At 67.2% G+C, this 16,501-nt stretch carries 19 protein-coding genes; 13 read left to right on the top strand and 6 right to left on the bottom strand.

The features are described 5' to 3' along the window. Positions 1-54 precede the first annotated feature (54 nt). From WBG06_RS00460 to WBG06_RS00440, 5 genes are read left to right on the top strand one after another with little or no spacing between them, the layout of a single operon-like run. Positions 55-354 carry a hypothetical protein gene (locus tag WBG06_RS00460; RefSeq protein ID WP_336734025.1) on the top strand — a complete coding sequence of 100 codons (300 nt, stop codon included), beginning with the start codon at positions 55-57 and terminating at the stop codon, positions 352-354. After that, positions 354-1,586, top strand: coding sequence for a hypothetical protein (locus WBG06_RS00455; RefSeq protein ID WP_336734023.1), 1,233 nt, complete (start codon positions 354-356; stop codon positions 1,584-1,586). Before WBG06_RS00460 ends, WBG06_RS00455 begins: the two co-directional genes overlap by 1 nt. Next, entirely contained in the window at positions 1,586-2,218 is a 633-nt protein-coding gene (locus tag WBG06_RS00450; protein ID WP_336734022.1) for a hypothetical protein, read from the top strand. The genes WBG06_RS00455 and WBG06_RS00450 overlap by 1 nt, the downstream gene beginning before the upstream one ends. Then, positions 2,211-2,765: a hypothetical protein gene (locus WBG06_RS00445; protein WP_336734020.1), complete on the top strand. Its 555-nt coding sequence runs from the start codon at positions 2,211-2,213 to the stop codon at positions 2,763-2,765. Before WBG06_RS00450 ends, WBG06_RS00445 begins: the two co-directional genes overlap by 8 nt. Beyond that, positions 2,762-3,628, top strand: a complete 867-nt coding sequence (locus tag WBG06_RS00440) for a hypothetical protein (protein WP_336734019.1) — start codon at positions 2,762-2,764, stop codon at positions 3,626-3,628. Before WBG06_RS00445 ends, WBG06_RS00440 begins: the two co-directional genes overlap by 4 nt. A 245-nt stretch (positions 3,629-3,873) precedes the next feature. Here WBG06_RS00440 and WBG06_RS00435 read toward each other — a convergent pair whose 3' ends face one another. Further along, complete coding sequence (locus WBG06_RS00435) at positions 3,874-4,797, bottom strand: hypothetical protein (protein ID WP_336734017.1); 924 nt, start codon at positions 4,795-4,797, stop codon at positions 3,874-3,876. 51 nt (positions 4,798-4,848) lie between these two features. On the opposite strand from WBG06_RS00435, the gene WBG06_RS00430 reads away from it, so the two are divergent. The 3 genes from WBG06_RS00430 (at position 4,849) to WBG06_RS00420 (ending at position 6,813) form a co-directional block, all read left to right on the top strand. Next, positions 4,849-5,019, top strand: a complete 171-nt coding sequence (locus WBG06_RS00430; RefSeq protein WP_336734015.1) for a hypothetical protein — start codon at positions 4,849-4,851, stop codon at positions 5,017-5,019. A 236-nt stretch (positions 5,020-5,255) separates the two neighbouring features. After that, positions 5,256-6,347 carry a TRAFAC clade GTPase domain-containing protein gene (locus WBG06_RS00425; protein ID WP_336734013.1) on the top strand — a complete coding sequence of 364 codons (1,092 nt, stop codon included), beginning with the start codon at positions 5,256-5,258 and terminating at the stop codon, positions 6,345-6,347. 70 nt (positions 6,348-6,417) lie between these two features. Then, the gene (locus WBG06_RS00420; protein ID WP_336734011.1) at positions 6,418-6,813 is read left to right on the top strand and encodes a hypothetical protein; all 396 of its coding nucleotides are present in this window, start codon (positions 6,418-6,420) and stop codon (positions 6,811-6,813) included. A 45-nt stretch (positions 6,814-6,858) separates the two neighbouring features. On the opposite strand, the gene WBG06_RS00415 is transcribed toward WBG06_RS00420, so the two are convergent. The 3 genes from WBG06_RS00415 to WBG06_RS00405 form a co-directional block, all read right to left on the bottom strand. Continuing rightward, positions 6,859-7,419 carry a Uma2 family endonuclease gene (locus WBG06_RS00415; RefSeq protein ID WP_336734009.1) on the bottom strand — a complete coding sequence of 187 codons (561 nt, stop codon included), beginning with the start codon at positions 7,417-7,419 and terminating at the stop codon, positions 6,859-6,861. Positions 7,420-7,494: 75 nt separating this feature from the next. Continuing rightward, a complete protein-coding gene (locus WBG06_RS00410) occupies positions 7,495-8,400 on the bottom strand; it encodes an HAD family hydrolase (RefSeq protein WP_336734007.1) in 906 nt (301 codons plus the stop codon). A gap of 197 nt (positions 8,401-8,597) precedes the next feature. Continuing rightward, complete coding sequence (locus WBG06_RS00405) at positions 8,598-9,176, bottom strand: STM3941 family protein (protein ID WP_336735632.1); 579 nt, start codon at positions 9,174-9,176, stop codon at positions 8,598-8,600. A gap of 374 nt (positions 9,177-9,550) precedes the next feature. Between WBG06_RS00405 and WBG06_RS00400 the strand changes: the two genes are divergently transcribed. The 5 genes from WBG06_RS00400 (at position 9,551) to WBG06_RS00380 (ending at position 13,982) form a co-directional block, all read left to right on the top strand. Then, positions 9,551-10,561: a class I SAM-dependent methyltransferase gene (locus tag WBG06_RS00400; protein ID WP_336734005.1), complete on the top strand. Its 1,011-nt coding sequence runs from the start codon at positions 9,551-9,553 to the stop codon at positions 10,559-10,561. A 268-nt stretch (positions 10,562-10,829) separates the two neighbouring features. Beyond that, positions 10,830-11,330 carry a sortase domain-containing protein gene (locus WBG06_RS00395; RefSeq protein WP_336734004.1) on the top strand — a complete coding sequence of 167 codons (501 nt, stop codon included), beginning with the start codon at positions 10,830-10,832 and terminating at the stop codon, positions 11,328-11,330. A 72-nt stretch (positions 11,331-11,402) separates the two neighbouring features. Continuing rightward, on the top strand, positions 11,403-12,068 hold the full coding sequence (locus tag WBG06_RS00390) for a TetR/AcrR family transcriptional regulator (protein ID WP_336734002.1): 666 nt from the start codon (positions 11,403-11,405) through the stop codon (positions 12,066-12,068). Further along, positions 12,065-13,303, top strand: a complete 1,239-nt coding sequence (locus WBG06_RS00385) for an NADH:flavin oxidoreductase/NADH oxidase family protein (RefSeq protein WP_336734000.1) — start codon at positions 12,065-12,067, stop codon at positions 13,301-13,303. The genes WBG06_RS00390 and WBG06_RS00385 overlap by 4 nt, the downstream gene beginning before the upstream one ends. Positions 13,304-13,319: 16 nt before the next feature. Continuing rightward, positions 13,320-13,982: an enoyl-CoA hydratase-related protein gene (locus WBG06_RS00380; RefSeq protein ID WP_336733998.1), complete on the top strand. Its 663-nt coding sequence runs from the start codon at positions 13,320-13,322 to the stop codon at positions 13,980-13,982. Here the strand turns inward: WBG06_RS00380 and WBG06_RS00375 are convergent. Next, positions 13,971-15,587: an ABC-F family ATP-binding cassette domain-containing protein gene (locus tag WBG06_RS00375; RefSeq protein ID WP_336733996.1), complete on the bottom strand. Its 1,617-nt coding sequence runs from the start codon at positions 15,585-15,587 to the stop codon at positions 13,971-13,973. The genes WBG06_RS00380 and WBG06_RS00375 overlap by 12 nt on opposite strands. A gap of 251 nt (positions 15,588-15,838) precedes the next feature. Beyond that, complete coding sequence (locus WBG06_RS00370; protein ID WP_336733994.1) at positions 15,839-16,489, bottom strand: TetR/AcrR family transcriptional regulator; 651 nt, start codon at positions 16,487-16,489, stop codon at positions 15,839-15,841. Positions 16,490-16,501 lie beyond the last annotated feature (12 nt).

Raw genomic sequence — 16,501 nt, 5'->3', positions numbered from 1 at the left:
ACCGGCAGCCTCGGCGCGATCGTGTAGACCAGCAAGGACCTGGAGGCGTACCTCGTGGCAGACGTGTTGATTCCGTTCGAGCGGATGGAGGAGCTGAGCAACGCGCTCGGCCTGATCATCACCGAGTTCAAAGAAGCCAGCTCCCGCACGGGCGAGCTGGAGAACGCCATCGGTACGCCGCTGCCCGGCTGGACCGCGTTGAAGGATCGAGCGAGCGACTTCGAGTCGAAGTGGGACGACAAGCGTGAGACGTTGCGCGAGAAGCTCGAGGAGATGAAGAAGCGGGTCGACGAGAACCGGCAGGCCTGGGCCGACCTGGACACCGAGCTCGCGCAGATGCAGGAGGGCTCCTGATGACGGAGAACGAACCCAAATACCGCGCTCCGTCGATGCCGGACACGCACGGCGGACGTGAGCTGCGGAAGATCGACGGCGAGGCCGGCGACATCGGCACCCGGGCCGACGCCATCATCGACCTCGGCCAGAAGATGTCGACCGCCGCCGACACGCTGGAGCTCTTCGCCGACGGAGACCTCGGTCGCGGTGACTCCCTGGAGAAGATCCGGGAGCAGGCCAAGGAGGTCTTCGCCGACCTGCGCACCGCGGGGGAGCGTTACACCCCGAGCGGCGAGGCCCTGAAGAAGTACTCGCTGGCGCTCCAGACCGTCCAGGACGAGACCGACAGCCTCGTGACCAACGCCGAGACGGCGTGGGAGTCGGTCAACACCACCTCGTTCGCGCTGCTCGAGGTCCAGCAGGCGCAGGAGCAGCACGACCAGGAGGCCGAGAACAAGCCCGCAGGCGAGGGCGACGGCGAGTCCGAAGCCCAGCGACCCGACGCCTCGGGTGAGCAGGCCGCCTTCGACTCTGCGGTCTCGGACTGGGAGAGCTACTGGGGCAGCTACGACGCCCCTGTCTCGACCTGGGAGGACGCCTACGGTGCCGCTCGCGACGATCTCGAGGAGGTCAACGAGAACGGTGTCGAGGACGGTTTCTGGGACAACGCGATGCCCTTCATCGAGGGTGCGCTGAAGGTGCTCCAGGTCATCGGCTTCGTCGCCCTGATCATCGCGATCTGCTTCACCGGACCGCTCGCAGCGCTCGCCGCCGTCATCGGCGTCATCGCCGGTGTCCTGACTCTGGCGCTGGAAGCATCGAAGTTCCTGGCGGACCGGGGATCCGGGCGCGGCATGGCACTGGCCATCCTCGGTGTCGTGCCGTTCGGCAAGTTCGCCAGCCTCGGGAAGCTCGCCGACGGTCTGTCCGCGCTGAAGTTCTCGAGGATGGCCGGGTCGGCCAGAGCCTGGGGGCAGGCTCTCGACTCTGCCGCGATGAGGAAGTTCGGCATCGAGGGGGCTGACTGGATAGCACGCCACGGGTTGAACACGAGGAACATGCTTCGTGGGTTCACCCTGGTCAGCCACGGCGGCCGGAACTCCTACTCCCAGGCGCTGCATGCACTGTGCGGCTTCTCTCCGGGCACGGCGCCCGCCGGCCTCGCGGAGGCTCTCACCGGGGCGGCACAAGGCGTGGGAACGTCGATCTCCAACATCGTCGGCATGGGCGATCTGATTGCGGGTAAGTGATGGGCATCGCTGACAGTCTCCGAGCCGAGCTCTTCGGCGCGACCACCAAGACTCCTCCCTTCGGTCTGCTCTTGCCCCAAGGGTGGGCGAAGCAGCCGGCCGACCTGGACGCCCTGCGCGACCAGGTCCACGCCGTGATGGGCCGTTCACCCGGCGTCGATGCGATCCGGATGCGGGCCAGCGTCGACGCGATCCTGGCCCAGGCAGCGGACGACGCAGACACCCAGGCACGCGAGCGGATGATCGCGTCGGTCTCCCAGGTGGACGTTCCGGTCGAGGACTTCGTCCCGATGAGCATGGCGTTGGCCTGGGTCGAAGCACCTGCCGGCTCGGCGTTGACCTCGATGGCCAAACAGCTCATCAGCGACCGCGGTGCGGCGCCCCTCGACGACCGCGGCACCATCCTCCGCTGGGTCGACCGCGTCGACCACCCGGTCGACGGAGGCACGGTGCACACGGTGCAGCCGACGTACCTGATCCGCGTGCCACATGCACCGGACACAGCGCTCATGATCCGCACGACCATCCTCGACGGCGGCAACGGCGAGCATGCTGCCGAGCACGACGTCCAGGCGATGACGCTGCTCAGCGACGGGATCGTGGCGACCTTCCGATGGAGGAACGATGCCTGACTTCACCATCGCACCGGACCCGGCGCTCTGGCACGAGGTGCCCGACGCAGCTGGCGAAGCCAAGTTCGTCGCCGAGCGGACCGCCGGGCTCGAAGGGGAAGCCAAAGCTGTCGCCACGACGATGGCCGAGCTCGCCCTCGCCTCCCGGGGCACGACCGGCGACCTGACGTTGTTGCTGCAGGAGCCGGAATCCTCGCTCTACGCAGTGGCCGGTTTCTCGCTCTACTCCGACCGAGAGCCGCCGCAGACCGAGCAGGACGCGCTCGAGCTCGTCACGGGCGGCGACATCGGCCAGTGGGAACCGACGGTGGCCACGGTCGAGCTCGGCGCCGTGCGCGGATTCCGGGTCTCGGAGTTCCTCCCTGCCGCGGAGCAGGTCGGTTCCGACGAGGATCTCACCCACCTGCAGCTCATCCAGAGCACCTACGTCGTCTCCGCGGGTGGGCGTCTCGGCGCCGTCGCTCTGACCCCGGCCTCCTCGCCTGCAGCCGGTATAGTGCTCGCGCTCATCGAGCCCGTGATCGCGACCTGGGAAGTATCCGTATGACCAACACCGACAGCAACGTGCAGGCCGAGATCGCGAAGGCGGTCGAGGCAACGCACGTGAACGATCTGAATGCGGCTCGACTCGACGAGATCGTGCTGGCGGCCACCGACAACGACGAGTCGACGGCCGACATCTTCCGGTCCGCAGAGAAGCTCGAGTTCGATGCTTCCCACAAGGCCTACCAGCGGGACGAAGGCCCGTGGGGTGGTGTTGGTGTGCTCACGGTGATCATCGCCGCGGCCGCCGCCGGTGGCATCTTCGGTAGGTACGGTCAGTCGCCGGCACTGATGTGGATGCCCCCGGTCCTCTCGCCCGTCGTCGCCGTCCTCATCACGCTGATCGCGGTGGCGTCGATGCGCAAGCCGGTTGGACGCAATGCGGCCGGCTCGTGCGTGATCGCGCTGGTGCTGATCATGGCCGCAGGAGTCGTCACGCTGATCGCTCCGGGCCTCGAGACCTGGGAGCAGGTCTCGGTCATCGCCTCGATGGCGGTCGGGTTCGCCGGCGTTGCCTGGATCCAGCTGGCTCGCGCCCGCAACCCCGAGGCCGCCCGCGAGCGCGACCTCGGCCTGTTCCTGGCCCGGCGCGAGGCCCGCGCGGCTCTTGCCGAGGAACGTGAGCGAGCGATTCACACCCTCGACGAGCGGCTCCGCCACGCGGGGGCAGACGTTGGCTCGCTCGAGGCTCTCTGGACGTACGCAGCCGGGTGTGCTGAAAAGCGTGGGGCGAAGGGTCTCGAGCGAGTGACCGGCCCGGTCGGCGCGTCCAAGCTCACCGCCATCCTGGACATCCCGCGCGACCACCACGACATCGCCGGTGAACGGACCGAAGCGGCCTGGGAGGCCAAGCGCCAGAGCTCTTGAGCAGCGCAGCACCAGACCGTTGTATCGGAGCTACGGGAGCGATGACCTGATGCGCTGGTCGCGGTGGTGGCCGGGCTCGCCGGGTTCGTCATCGCCTTCGTTGCTCGCAGCGTGAGAGACGCAGGCGCGCGCCTCGAAGCTCACCTCGATCTTGAGCATCCCACGTGACCATCACGGCGTCGCCGGCGAGAGGGCCGAAGCCGCATGGCGGCCAAATCCAAGAAGGCTTGACGCGACGTGCGGGCTCAGAGGCTTGCGCTTCGGCCATTCAGGTAGCCGACCGCGGAAGACAGGAGGTCCTGGCGTTGCTGCTCAGGATCTCCGTGACGGGGTCGGTGGCGCATCGTGTCGAGGAGATGGCGCACTCGTTCAGGCCGGTCCAGCAGCACGGTGCTGATCAGGATCCCGTCGCGCTCGTAGCGGCGGGGGAGGATCCGGAGCCGGCGACGCGGGGTGACGGCGAGCGAGGTCGGGCCCGCCTTCAACCGGATCAACACGTAGGCGTAGCGGAACGGGATGATGCGCTGGATCCGCACAGTGCGTACGTCCATCTCGACGCTCTCCAGGTCGTCCCAGGCCAACGTGATCCTATCGCTGCCGCGTTCGATGGCCAGGGTCTCAGGTGTGAGGACGAGAGCGCGGCGGCAGCGCCACGTGGTGACCGTCTCGACGATGACCGGGACGATGAGGATCGCGAGGAGGCTGACCAAAGCGCCGAGCAGAGGGTGGCCGGCCTGGATCGCGGCAGCGGCGGTCTCGACGACGAGGGCGAACAGGCAGAGGAAGAGAATCGCGCCGAAGACCTCCGCGGCACGTCTGAGACGGATTTCGACAGCAGGTACGCCGCACGAACGAATCGGGTGACGGATCCGTCGAGCGGCAGCCGACCTTGTCGGACCGATGCCTTTGTTCAGAAGCAGGTTGACTCCGCAGGCGATGACGAAGACGCCGAACGTGATGAAGAAGGCGGGGGAGACAAGGTCGCCGTCACCCGTCGCGAGAAAGCCAACGACGAATGTCAGCCCGAGCGCAACACCGAAGAGTGCCATGACTGACCATCCGAGACGTCCATGCGTGCGTCGCCACCGTGGTCTTGGATCGTCCTCCCCGGGCATGGATTGAGCGTACGGCTGGTCCATGGGGTCAAGCACGTCGGCATGTTTCAGCACGCTGCACCTCACGATGGTCCTGCTCCGCGACGTGAGCGCCTGGAACCTCGCGTGGCCGATCCCGCTCGATCGGATCGGTTGATGCTGGCGGCGTGCGCCACCAGCGCCAGCATCGGATTATGCCGGATCAGCGTCATCGACCACCACCACTTCGAGCCGGACCATCCTGCGCTCGTCGAGCTCCAGAAGACGTACGCAGCGACCCCGGCTCACCAGATGTGAGGTAGGGACAGCCCGGGTCCACTGGGCAATGTCGATGTGCTCTTAGACATGCTCACTCTCGAACTCTTCGCTCGTGCCGAACAGCAGCGGGGCGAATGCTTCGACGCCGTACATGGAAAGCTCGAGTGATGGACCACCGTTGAGCGGCTTGGAAGGGCAGTTGGTCTCCCCAATGTGGTGTACGCCCATGCACGGAAAAGGAGGGGCGAAGATGGTGTTTGGCTACGTTTCGCCGCATGCCCCTGGACGTCAAAGAGCAGGACATCGCGGTCTTCGGAGAGAGCGGCTCAGGAAAGACGGTGCTGGTCTCCTCATTCTTCGGCCCGACGACGGACCCGGCGTCGTCGAATGACCTCTGGGACCTGATCGCGGATAACGCCGGGCAAGGTGCGCGGCTCACCCAGAACTATCTGGGGATGAAGAACTCCTCGCGGACCCCTCCTGCCACCAGGTTCGCATCGACTACGTACTCCTTCACGTTGAGGTTGACGGGTGGGCAGCGCAATCAGCGGCTCCAAGGGCTCAGGCTCGGGTGGCACGACTATCCCGGTGAGTGGTTCCACGAGGATCCGAGCAGCGAGGAGGAGAACACACGGCGTGTGGAGACCTTCCGATCCCTCCTCGGGTCAGATGTCGCGTTCTTGCTGGTCGACGGGCAGAAGCTCCTCGATCACAAGGGCGAAGAGAAGCGGTACCTCAGGGCACTCTTCAGCAATTTTCGCCAGGGCATGCTGCGGCTGCAGGACGAGATCGTCGGCGACGGAGGTCCACTGACTAGATTCCCGCGGATCTGGATCGTGGCTCTGTCGAAAGCAGACCTGTTCCCGGACTGGGACGTACATGCATTCCACGACCTGGTGATCGAGAACGCAGGCGACGACCTCGCGAAGTTTCTCGAGGCGATCAAGCCGATGGTGGCAGCCCCCGAAGCGCTCTCGGTAGGCGAAGACTTCATATTGCTCTCGTCAGCCAAGTTCGAGATCGCGGCGGCTGGACCTGAGCCCGTCGAAATCGATGTGCAGAAGCAGGTCGGCCTAGATCTGATCCTGCCGGTTGCTTTCATGCTTCCGCTGGAGCGGATCGCCTTGTGGATGGAGCAGACTCACATCCCCACAACATTGCTCCGTGCTTTTTCTGAAGGGGCAGGTGGGTTCGCCAACCTGCTGACCGAGAACAAGCACGTGGTCGAGGCCGTGCTGTCGATGATTCCCAGGATCGGGCCATTTCCGCCAGGTCGGCGGCCTCCGCGATCGTCGAGGCGGCCCAGCTCGTCGATGACCATCTCAAAGAGGCGAACGCCCGCGCACGTGAGGCTCGGGACTACCTGACGGCGACGCTGACCCAGTTCAAGATCGATCTGGACAGAGGAAGCGCGGACGGCTTGCTGCGGAGAAAGAAGTGAGCGCGACGGGAGACGTTCCCGAAGGCCTGATCTGGGCGACCCGCGGGCGACTCTGGGGTTTCCGGTTCCTCCTTCGCGGCGGCATGAATGATCCGCTGTTGGAGTACGAACGGGTCTTCGGTGATCTCTCGGAGGAGCCGTTGGCGTGGGGCCGGGGCGGGGCGCAGGGCGGGCTCCGTTTCCCGGATCCGCGGGGTCGGCGCGATGCGGCGGGGCGCGTTATCCCGCACGAGTTCGTGGTGCCGAGCGACGTTGCGGACCGGGTCGGGTCCGCGGCGGAGGGACGTGATCAAGTCTGGCCGCTCGTGGCAGGTGTCTATGCCAACTTCTGGGACGCCGCAGAGCCGCCCGCCGATGCAGACGTCTGCGACGCCTTCCGTCTCGACCACTGAGGACGAGCGATTAGGCCATCAACCTGCGGGTCGCCCGGCTGCGGGTCAGGGGAGACTGATCTCCAGCGGAAATGGCTTGGTGACCTGGAGCGTGCCGCGGTGGATCCCGGTGGGCAGATAGCTGCGAGTCACGGGGTCGAGCTCATAGACGTGGACGACCGCGTGCCCGTGCTCGTCCTCCACGAGCCAGAAGCTCTCGATGCCTGCTTGCGCGTAGCGCGATGGCTTGGCAAGACGGTCGCGTTGGGCGGATTCGGGGGAGACGACCTCGACGGCCAGAGCGACCTCGGCAGCGTGGACGAAGGTGCGGTTGTCATCGATCGGGTCTGTGGTCACCACCAGGTCTGGCTCCGGCCGGGTCCGATCGTCGAGCTTGACGGAGAACTCAGCCATGACTCGCGCCGAATCGTCTGCCTGCTGCAGCAGCGCGAACTCAAGGGTTCGGATCACCCTGTGGTGCCAGGCTCGTTGTGGTGACATGTTGAAGACCAGCGCTCCGTCCCAGAGTTCGGTGTGCCTTGGGGCGTCGGGAAGACGGTCGAGATCGTCCGCGAACCAGCCTTCTGGTCGCGGCGGAACAACCCAGTCAGGAAGCGAGGCCGACATGAGGTCCAGAGTAACAATCCAACGCGCGGCGTGTGGGTAGCGATGGCTCTTCGCGGATTCGCTGGGTCACCGACGTCACTCTGGTGGTCGTTGGTCGCGCCCGCCGCCCGTCTCCGTTAGGGCGGCGACATGTGGTGCCTGTGCATCCATGGGCGGCATCCAGGTTGCTGCGAGATGTCGTAGGACGCCGTCCTCGATGTTCGAGCCGATGATCTCGGTCGCAGCGGTAAGGACCTCCGGGGCGGCGTTGGCGACCGCGTACGCTTGGTCGGCTGCCCGGAACATCGGCAGGTCATTGAGGTTGTCGCCGTAGGCGATGACCTGGTCGACGCCCAGATAGTCGCGAAGCCAGGCGACGGCGTGGGCCTTGGTCGCCCGCGCGGCGCTGAGCTCTAGGTAGGTGTCTTGCGGGTGGTGCGCGTCGACCTGCGCGATGAGGGACAGTCTGCCGTCCGTGGCTGCCGCTATGTCGAGGGTGAGGGCAGCGATCGCCGATGCCTCGCCGATGATCGTGGCGTAGTAGACGCCGTCGCGGGGGAGAAACGCCCAATCCCTCGTCGGGCGAAACCGTCGGTCGCCGACCCGGTCCGCCAGGAACCGACGCATACCCTCGGACTCTTCGCCCTTCACCCAGGTCGCTCGTTCTGCCCTCGGAGTGCCGTTGTAGACGATCGGCGGAACCCGATGTGCCTCACAGAGCCGGATGACGGTGTCCATGTCGTCGTCCGGTATGCGTTCCTCGTTGAGGATCGCGCCCGTCGTCGGGTCGAGCTGGAAGGCGCCACCCGAGACGGTCACCGGGATTCGCAGGTCAAGGCCAGCGGTGACGCGAGCCGCCGAGACGTACGAGCGGGCGGTTGCGTAGGTGAACAGCGTTCCGTGGGCGACGAGCTTGTTGATGCCATCCCGAGTCCGGTCCGACAGCGCCGCTCCCGGGGCGAGGATGGTGCCGTCGAGGTCGGTGATAATCAGGGTGTTCAAGAGTCCCGGTTCTTGTTGGCGATCGGTCAAAGTCGATCGGGGGTTGCGTCCGCGGCCGCCTCGACATCTTCGTTGATTGCTGTCGTCAGCGCGATCCGATTTCTCTGGCGCTCCGCACACTCGAAGGCAAGTGGCCGCTATGGAACTCGACGCACCCGCATGCAGAAAGGCCGCGCCGCCGGGTCAGAGCAGCTTGTCTAGGACCGAGTACGACGAATGTGCCGCTGGCGGTCGATCCAGTGGGCGACCTCGTTGACGTCGTCTTGAAGGTTGGCCGGGAGCGCCAGCGAAGCTGTGCCCTGCATCGCCCGATTTGCACGCATCAGACCGCGCAGGAGCGGACTCCTTCCGGCCAGCCACTCATGTTCGAACTCGTCGGTGATGTAGAGGATGACGAATCTCGTGCCCTGGACATCGTTGGTTCCGGTCCCTTCGATGTGGTTCCACGGAACCAGATCCGGCCAGGAGAACAGCGTGCTGCGCCGCCCACCGACGGAAGGTCTGACCCCATAGGCGTCGACGACAACGACGCTCGATCGCGTTGCCTGGAGAAGCAGCGCCGGAAAAGCGATGACACCAAAGAACACGACAGTTGCCCAGCCCCCCATCTGAGCCTCCGCCGTCGAATCGAAGAGGACCACCCCGAGGCCGATCAAGGCGAAGATCAGACATCCCAGCGTTGCCAGCCAGAACCGCTTGTTGGAGGTAGCGAACTCGACCGACCCGTTAGCCGCCAGCCTCTCGTCCCACAATTTCGGATCGGCTGCATCGCTCATGGCCACCGCGGGAGTATGACGCATGGCCGTGGAGGCGACCAGTGCCCGGCTGCGTTGGCATCCGGAACTTTGGGTACGTCGACAAGGGGTCGGCATCACACCAGATCAGATTGACGCAGCTGGATCGCGCATGAGCCTGGCGCAGTGGGGATGTCCGAATCGCACCCGCCCATCGTCGGTCTCGCATCAGCGTGACGCCGGGGGCCAGATCGGCACGGGCACGGCCCGTGAACAAGCTGGGTCATACCTCAAACCAAGTAACGACCGAATGGGGATGTCCAGGTGATTCGTGCCGTGGTGATGGTGGAGCGATGGACGCATCGCAGCAGACAGCAGACGAACTCGCAGAGCGGCTCTTCAAGTCGCTTCTCGGCATGGTCGAGATCGTCTCGGTGTTCATCGGAGACCGGCTCGGCTGGTATCGCTCGCTGGCGGAGGAGGGGCCGACGAGTGCGGTCGGGCTCGCCGAGCGAACGGGGACGCAGGTTCGCTATGCGCGGGAATGGCTCGAGCAGCAGGCGACGAGTGGGCTGTTGGCCGTCGAGGCTGACGGCAGCTCTGACGAGCGGCGGTTCGCGATCCCGGCCAGCACGGCGGAGGTGATGACGGACGAGACGAGCCTGGCCTACCTGGTGCCCATCGCCCGGATGTTCGGAGCGGTGGGGCCGGTGTTGCCTCGGCTCATGGAGGCGTACCGGAATGGCGGCGGGGTCAGCTGGGACGATCTCGGCGATGACGCGAGGCAGTCGCAGGCGGACGCCAATCGGCCGTGGTACGAGAAGCGGCTCGGGCCGGCGTTGGCCGGCGTTTCGGCCCTCCATGACGCACTCTCCGCGGAAGGGTGCCGGGTCCTCGACGTGGGTTGCGGTGGGGGATGGTCGAGCATCGCCTTGGCTCGGGCCTATCCCGAGGCCACGGTGCTCGGCATCGACATCGACCAGCCGTCGGTCGAGATGGCCGTGGCGAACGCCCATGAGGCAGGGGTCGAGGACCGGGTGCGCTTCCTGTGCCGAGACGCGGCGAGCTTGCCGGACGGGGCGGTCGATGTCGCCTTCGCCTTCGAGTGCGTGCACGACATGCCCCGGCCGGTCGAAGTGCTCAGTGCGGTGCGGAGGACGCTCACGCCCGGGGGGTCCCTGGTAGTGATGGACGAGGCTGTGGCGGACAGGTTCGCTCCGAATGGTGACGAGATGGAGCGAATCATGTATGGGTTCAGCCTGCTGGTGTGCCTGCCGGACGGGCTCTCCTCGCCTCCGAGCGTCGGGACCGGGACGGTGATGCGGCCCTCGACCTTGCAGGGGTACGGCGAGGCCGCAGGCTTCAGTGAGTTCGAGGTTCTGCCGATCGAGGGGTTCGGCTTCTGGCGCTTCTACCGGCTCTCCTGATCACAGCCGGGCCGAGCGGGCTTGTCGCTGCGGCGTACGGTGGAATTTCGTACAGCACCTCGCCCGAGGCGGCGCCATGAAGCTCAGATCATCCCGGGCAGTCGTTGCAGTGTTCGGCGTGCTTGCGCTCGGGGGGTGCGGCACAGATGCCCCGTCGGGGAACGCTACGCCGTCGGCCTTGCCGTCAGCGAAACCTTCCTCGACACTCACCCCGTCGCCGACCGCTACCGCCACCGAGACGGCGCCACTGTCCTCAGACGGGAAGCCGATGCGTGGCGAGCTGTCGATCTCCAGGATCGGTGTCAGGGGCCTGGAGGTGGTGCCGTACCGGGGGTGGACCGATGATGCGCCCGGTACGGAGATCCAGAACGGCGGTGTCGCCGCCAGTCCGTACGGTCCTCGAGGTGGCACCGGGCCGGGCGGGGTCGGCAACTACCAGGTGACAGCTCATCGGCTCTCTTCCACGCGGGCGTTCCTCCGGCTGCCCGAGGTCCGCCGGGGCGACCGGGTGTTCGTTCGGACCGAGGAGGCGATGTACGTCTATCGCATCACCGGGACCAGGGAGACGTCGTTCCGGTCGGAGAGGTCGCTGCGGGCGCAGCGGGCGCCGGTCCCCGGGCAGCCCGGCAAGGAGGCCACCCGGGCGATGATCACGCTGTCGACCTGTGCCACGCCCGAGGATCATGCCGAGGGCAACTTCTGGGCCGACGAGTTCGACAACCCGGAGCACCGCATCGACAAGATCGGGGTCCTCGTCGCGGTGCGATGACGTAGCCGTACGTGACGCGCAGCACAGCTGGAACCGTTGATCTAGAGCATCTGCTCTATTTAAGGTGTCTGCATGTCCCGGCAGCGGCTCCATACGCTCGACGATCTCCTCGATGTGGCTGAGCAGATCGTGACCAGCGGTGAGCCGTCCGGGCTGACGTTGCGGTCGCTGGCGGCTGCGGCGGGGGCGTCGAACGGGACGATCTACCACGCGTTCGGGTCGAAGGACGTGCTGCTGGCGCGGCTGTGGCTTCGGTCGTGGGCGCGGCTCGGGGACCTCATGACGGAGGCCATGTCCGCGGAGCCCGCGGAGGCGGACGCCCGGGGAGTGGATGCGGTCGTCGGCGTGGCGTTGGCCCCGGTCGAGTTCGTACGCAGGTTCCCGGCGAGCGCTCGGCTGTTCTTCGCCCAGCGGCGCGACCAGCTCTTCTCCGGGGACCTTCCCGACGAGGTCGAGGAAGAGATGAACGCCGCGCAGGCGCGTTTCGTCGAGCTGTTGATCAGGCTGGCACGTGGGGTGTGGGGACGCGGCGACCGGATCGCGGTCGAGGCGATCTCGGTCTGTGTGGTCGACCTGCCCGGCGGGATCCTGCGGCGCTGCCTGATCGAGGGCCGCGAGGCCGACGACGCGACGGCGGTCCGGCTGGAGGCTGCCGTACGCGCGATTCTCGGTGTTCCGCTCGAGCCACGACACAGTGAAATAGCAGCCGAGAGCCCCACTCCGAGGAGCAACTCGTGACCCTGACCGACACCACGATCCTGGCCCAGCCGCTCGAGCTGAAGAACGGGTTCGTGATCCCCAACAGGCTCGCCAAGGCCGCCCTCAGCGAAGGCCTGGGGCGTCGCGACTTCACGGCCGGAAGCCGGATCAAGAACCTCTACCGGCGCTGGGCCGGGAGCGGTGTCGGGCTCTCGATCACGGGCAACGTGATGGTCGACCGCACCGCGATCGGCGAGCCGGGCAACGTCGTGGTCGAGGACGACCGCCACATCGAGGACCTGCGGGAGTGGGCGCAGATCGCCCGAGCAGGCGGCTCGAAGGTGTGGGTCCAGATCAACCACCCGGGCCGGCAGACGCCGCGTACGCTCACCGCCCAACCGGTGGCGCCCTCGGCGGTCGCCGTGCCGGGCACGGGCGGCCTCTTCGCCGAGCCCCGGGAGCTGACCAACAGCGAGATCGAGGACCTGATCCGCCGCTTCGCCACCACTGCGAAGATCGTGACCGGGGCGGGCTTCGACGGGGTACAGATCCATGGGGCGCACGGCTATCTGATCAGCCAGTTCCTCTCGCCGCTGTCCAACCAGCGCACCGACGACTGGGGCGGCACCCCGGAGAAGCGGTGCCGGTTCGTGCTCGAGGTGCTCCGCGCCATCCGCGCCGAGGTCGGCGCGCAGACCCCCGTCGCGATCAAGCTCAACTCCGCCGACTTCCAGAAGGGCGGCTTCGGGGAGGACGAATCGCTCGAGGTCGTGCATGCGCTCGCCGAGGAGGGCCTGGACCTGCTGGAGATCTCCGGCGGCACCTACACCTCGGCGGCCATGCTGGGCGTGGACCCGTCGCTGAAGGCGAGCACCCGTCGGCGGGAGGCCTACTTCCTCTCCTACGCGGAACGCGTCCGCGCCGAGCTCCCGGCGCTGCCGCTGATGCTCACCGGCGGGTTCCGCACCGTCGGCGGGATGGTCGACGCCGTCGAGTCCGGCGCCGTCGACCTCGTCGGGCTGGGGAGGCCGCTCACCGTGCAGCCCGACTTCCCCGCGGACCTGCTGGCCGGACGCACCGACGAGAGTGTCGTCAACCCGCGCCGCAGCGGAATCCGGCTGCTCGACAACCTCACCGAGCTGACCTACTACAGCGTCCAGATGTGGCGGATGGCCAAGGGCAAGGAGCCGGCACCCGACCGGCACGCCGTCCTCAACGTCACCCAGTACCTCCTCAACAACGGCATCGAGAGCCTGCGCTCCCCGCGCGGCTGACCCCGGAAGGAACACCATGACAGTGACACTGACCAAGCACGAGGGCGCGTACGTCCTCGACATCGGCGACACCGAGAACCGCTTCAGCCCCGACTGGATGACGGAGGTGAACGATGCCCTCGACACGGTCGTGGCAGCACCTGCGCCGTTGGTCCTGGCCGCGACCGGCAAGTTCTACTCCAACGGTCTCGACCTCGACTGGCTCGGTCAGAACGCCGACCAGTTCGAGGCGTACGTCGCCAAGGTGCAGGCCCTGCTCGCCCGGCTCCTGATCCTCCCGGTGCCGACGGTCGCCGCGATCAACGGGCATGCCTTCGGTGCCGGGGCGATGCTGGCGATGACCCTCGACTGGCGGATCATGCGCGAGGACCGCGGGTTCTTCTGCTTCCCCGAGGTCGACATCCAGATCCCGTTCACGCCCGGGATGGCTGCCCTGATCCAGGCCAAGCTCACCCCACGGGCGGCGAACGACTCGATGACCACCGGCCGCCGGTTCCCCGGCCCCGAGGCGCTCGCCGCCAGCATCGTTGACGGCACCGCTCCCGAGGCCGAGCTCTTCGAGCGGGCGATCGCCCTCGTCGCCCCGCTCGACGGCAAGCCGGCCGACACCCTGGGCACGATCAAGTCGACCATGTACGCGGCGGCGTTCGCCGCGCTCCAGGGCTCCTCAGCTCGATGACCCGGCGAGGTCTCGACGCTGGTGCATCCGACCATCGGCATCGAGCTCGATGACGGTGTCGATGCCGATCCGTTCCAGGAACCCGTGGTCGTGGCTGACCACGAGCACGGCGCCGCGGTAGGCATCCAGGGCCTCGGCGAGCTGCTCGACGCTGGCGATGTCGAGATTGTTGGTCGGCTCGTCGAGGATCAGCAGCTGCGCGGGCGGGTCGGCCAGAAGGAGGCGGGCGAGGGAGACGCGGAAGCGTTCGCCGCCGGAGAGCGTACGCACCGGGCGGTCCACGCTGTCGCCGCGGAGCAGCAGCCGGGCGAGCTGGTTGCGGACGGTGTCGGGCGGGGTGTCCGGTGCGACGGTGCGTACGTTCTGCATCGCGCTCGCCTCGTCGTCGAGTCCGTCGAGGCGCTGGGGGAGCACGCCCACCAGATCGGTGAGCAGGCGGCCGTGCGGTCGCCCCGGCACCGGGTCGCGACCGGCGACGAGATGCGCGAGAAGGGTCGACTTGCCGGAGCCGTTCGCACCGATCAGGGCGACCCGCTCGGGTCCCTGGATCACGACCGTCCGGCCCTCGTCCTCGAGCTCGGCGATGCGCCGGCCGCGGGGGACGCCGGGATCGGGGAGGGTGAGGTGGATGTGCTCCTCGTGGCGTACGCGAGCGCCGGCCGCCTCGACGGCGGCCTGAGCAGCCTTGACCTTGTCGTCCAGCGTCGTGCGTAGCGAGCCGGCGGACGCCTGGGCCTTGCTGGCCCGGTTGCCGGCCAGGATCTTCGGGATCCCGCCGTCCTTCTGGGTCTTCTTCGCCGTCCGCTCGCGGCGGGCGAGCTTCGTCTCCGCCTCGATCCGCTGCCGCTTCTCGACCTTGAGCGCCTGCTGAGCGGACCGAGCCGCTTGAAGAGCTGCCTCCTGCTCCTGCTCCCTGTGCTCCTTCCACGCGCTGTAGGGCCCACCGAACGTGTTCAGCGTCGCGGCGTGCAGCTCGGTGGTGCTGTCCATGTGCTCGAGCAGCTCGAGGTCGTGACTCACGACCACGAGCGTCCCCGGCCACTGGTCGACGAACTCGGCGAGCTTGGCGCGGGTGGCTCGGTCCAGGTTGTTCGTGGGCTCGTCGAGGAGTGTGATCGGCGTGCGGCGGATGCGGAGGCCGGTGATGGCGATGAGCATGCCCTCGCCGCCGGAGATCTCGGCGACGCGACGGTCGAGGTCGGCGGCGGAGAAGCCGATCTGATCCAGTGCCTCGTCGGCACGGGACTCGATGTCCCAGTCGTCGCCGATCGCGTCGAAGTGGCGCTGGTCGACATCGCCGGCCTCGATCGCACTGATCGCCGCGAGGATGCCGCCGATGCCGAGCAGGTCGGCGATCGTCGTGTCCTGCTGCAGGGTGAGCGTCTGCGGCAGATAGCCGACCTCGCCGTTCGTGTCGATCTGTCCGGAGGTCGGGGACAGGTCGCCCGCGACGAGGCGAAGCAGGGTCGACTTGCCGGCGCCGTTGCGGCCGATCAGGCCGGTCCGTTCGGTGCCGAAGGTGCCGTTGACGCCGTCGAGCGCGACGGTGCCGTCGGGCCACTCGAAGGTCAGATTGCGCAGGGTGATGGCGGATGGGGTGGACATCGCGATGTTCTCTCTTCTCGTCCGTCGGTCGCCGAAAGGGAGCGACGGGAAATCGACGAAATGGCGGAAGGCACCGCGACGTCGACCGAGGGGTCGTGGTCACGCGTTCGCAGCTGCGAACGTGCCGGTGAGAGTCACGCAGAGACATCGACGCCCAAGAAGGGCGGGCTCACGCGCGTACGTTCAGGCGCTAGCCACCGGCAGTGCGGCGGCTAGAACTTGTCCACCTCGATCAGTCCCACTCCGCCATTCTATCCCCGAGCGTGCACGGGGCGGACATCGCGGCCGCGGTCGTGCGCGGCCGCGTCGAGCAGCATCTCGAGCGCGGCATCCACGATCTCGAGAAGCCTGTCGCGGCCCGCACCCTGGTTGGACTGCGTCGAGAGCCCGTGCCAGAGCGTCTGCACGAGCGCGGCGAGCGTCGACGGCACGATGTCGGCCCGCAGTTGACACTCGTCACGCGCTCGTTCGATGCGCTCTCGGAGCAGCCGCTCGTTGGAGGCGTGCAGGTCGGTGACGTAGGTCCGCGTGTCGATCGTGTCGGGTGTGTCCGTCATCGCCGCACTGCTGATCAGGCACCCCGGATGCTGCGCGCTGGGTTGAGTGAACTCCTCGACCGAACGACGGAGAAGCAGACCGAGGACGTCGCCGAGAGCCGGCTCCGCGCACGCCTCGACATAGACGGTCCGGTATCGCTCGGCGTACGTGCGGACGGCCTCCTCGAAGAGGCCGGCCTTGCTGCCGAAGGCGGCATAGATGCTCGACGTGGACATGTCGAGGGCGGAGCTGAGCGCGCGCGTGGTCGTGCCGGAGTAGCCGCGGCTCCAGAAGAGGCGAGCCGCCGCCAGCACCGCATCGTCTCGATCGAACAGTGGGGGACGTCCGACGGGTCGGGAACTCATGCCTTGAATTAT

Source organism: Nocardioides sp. CCNWLW239, from assembly GCF_037137035.1.
Lineage (GTDB): Bacteria > Actinomycetota > Actinomycetes > Propionibacteriales > Nocardioidaceae > Nocardioides.
Note: the sequence above shows the minus strand (reverse complement) of the source record. Positions and strands in the feature narration are given on the sequence as shown.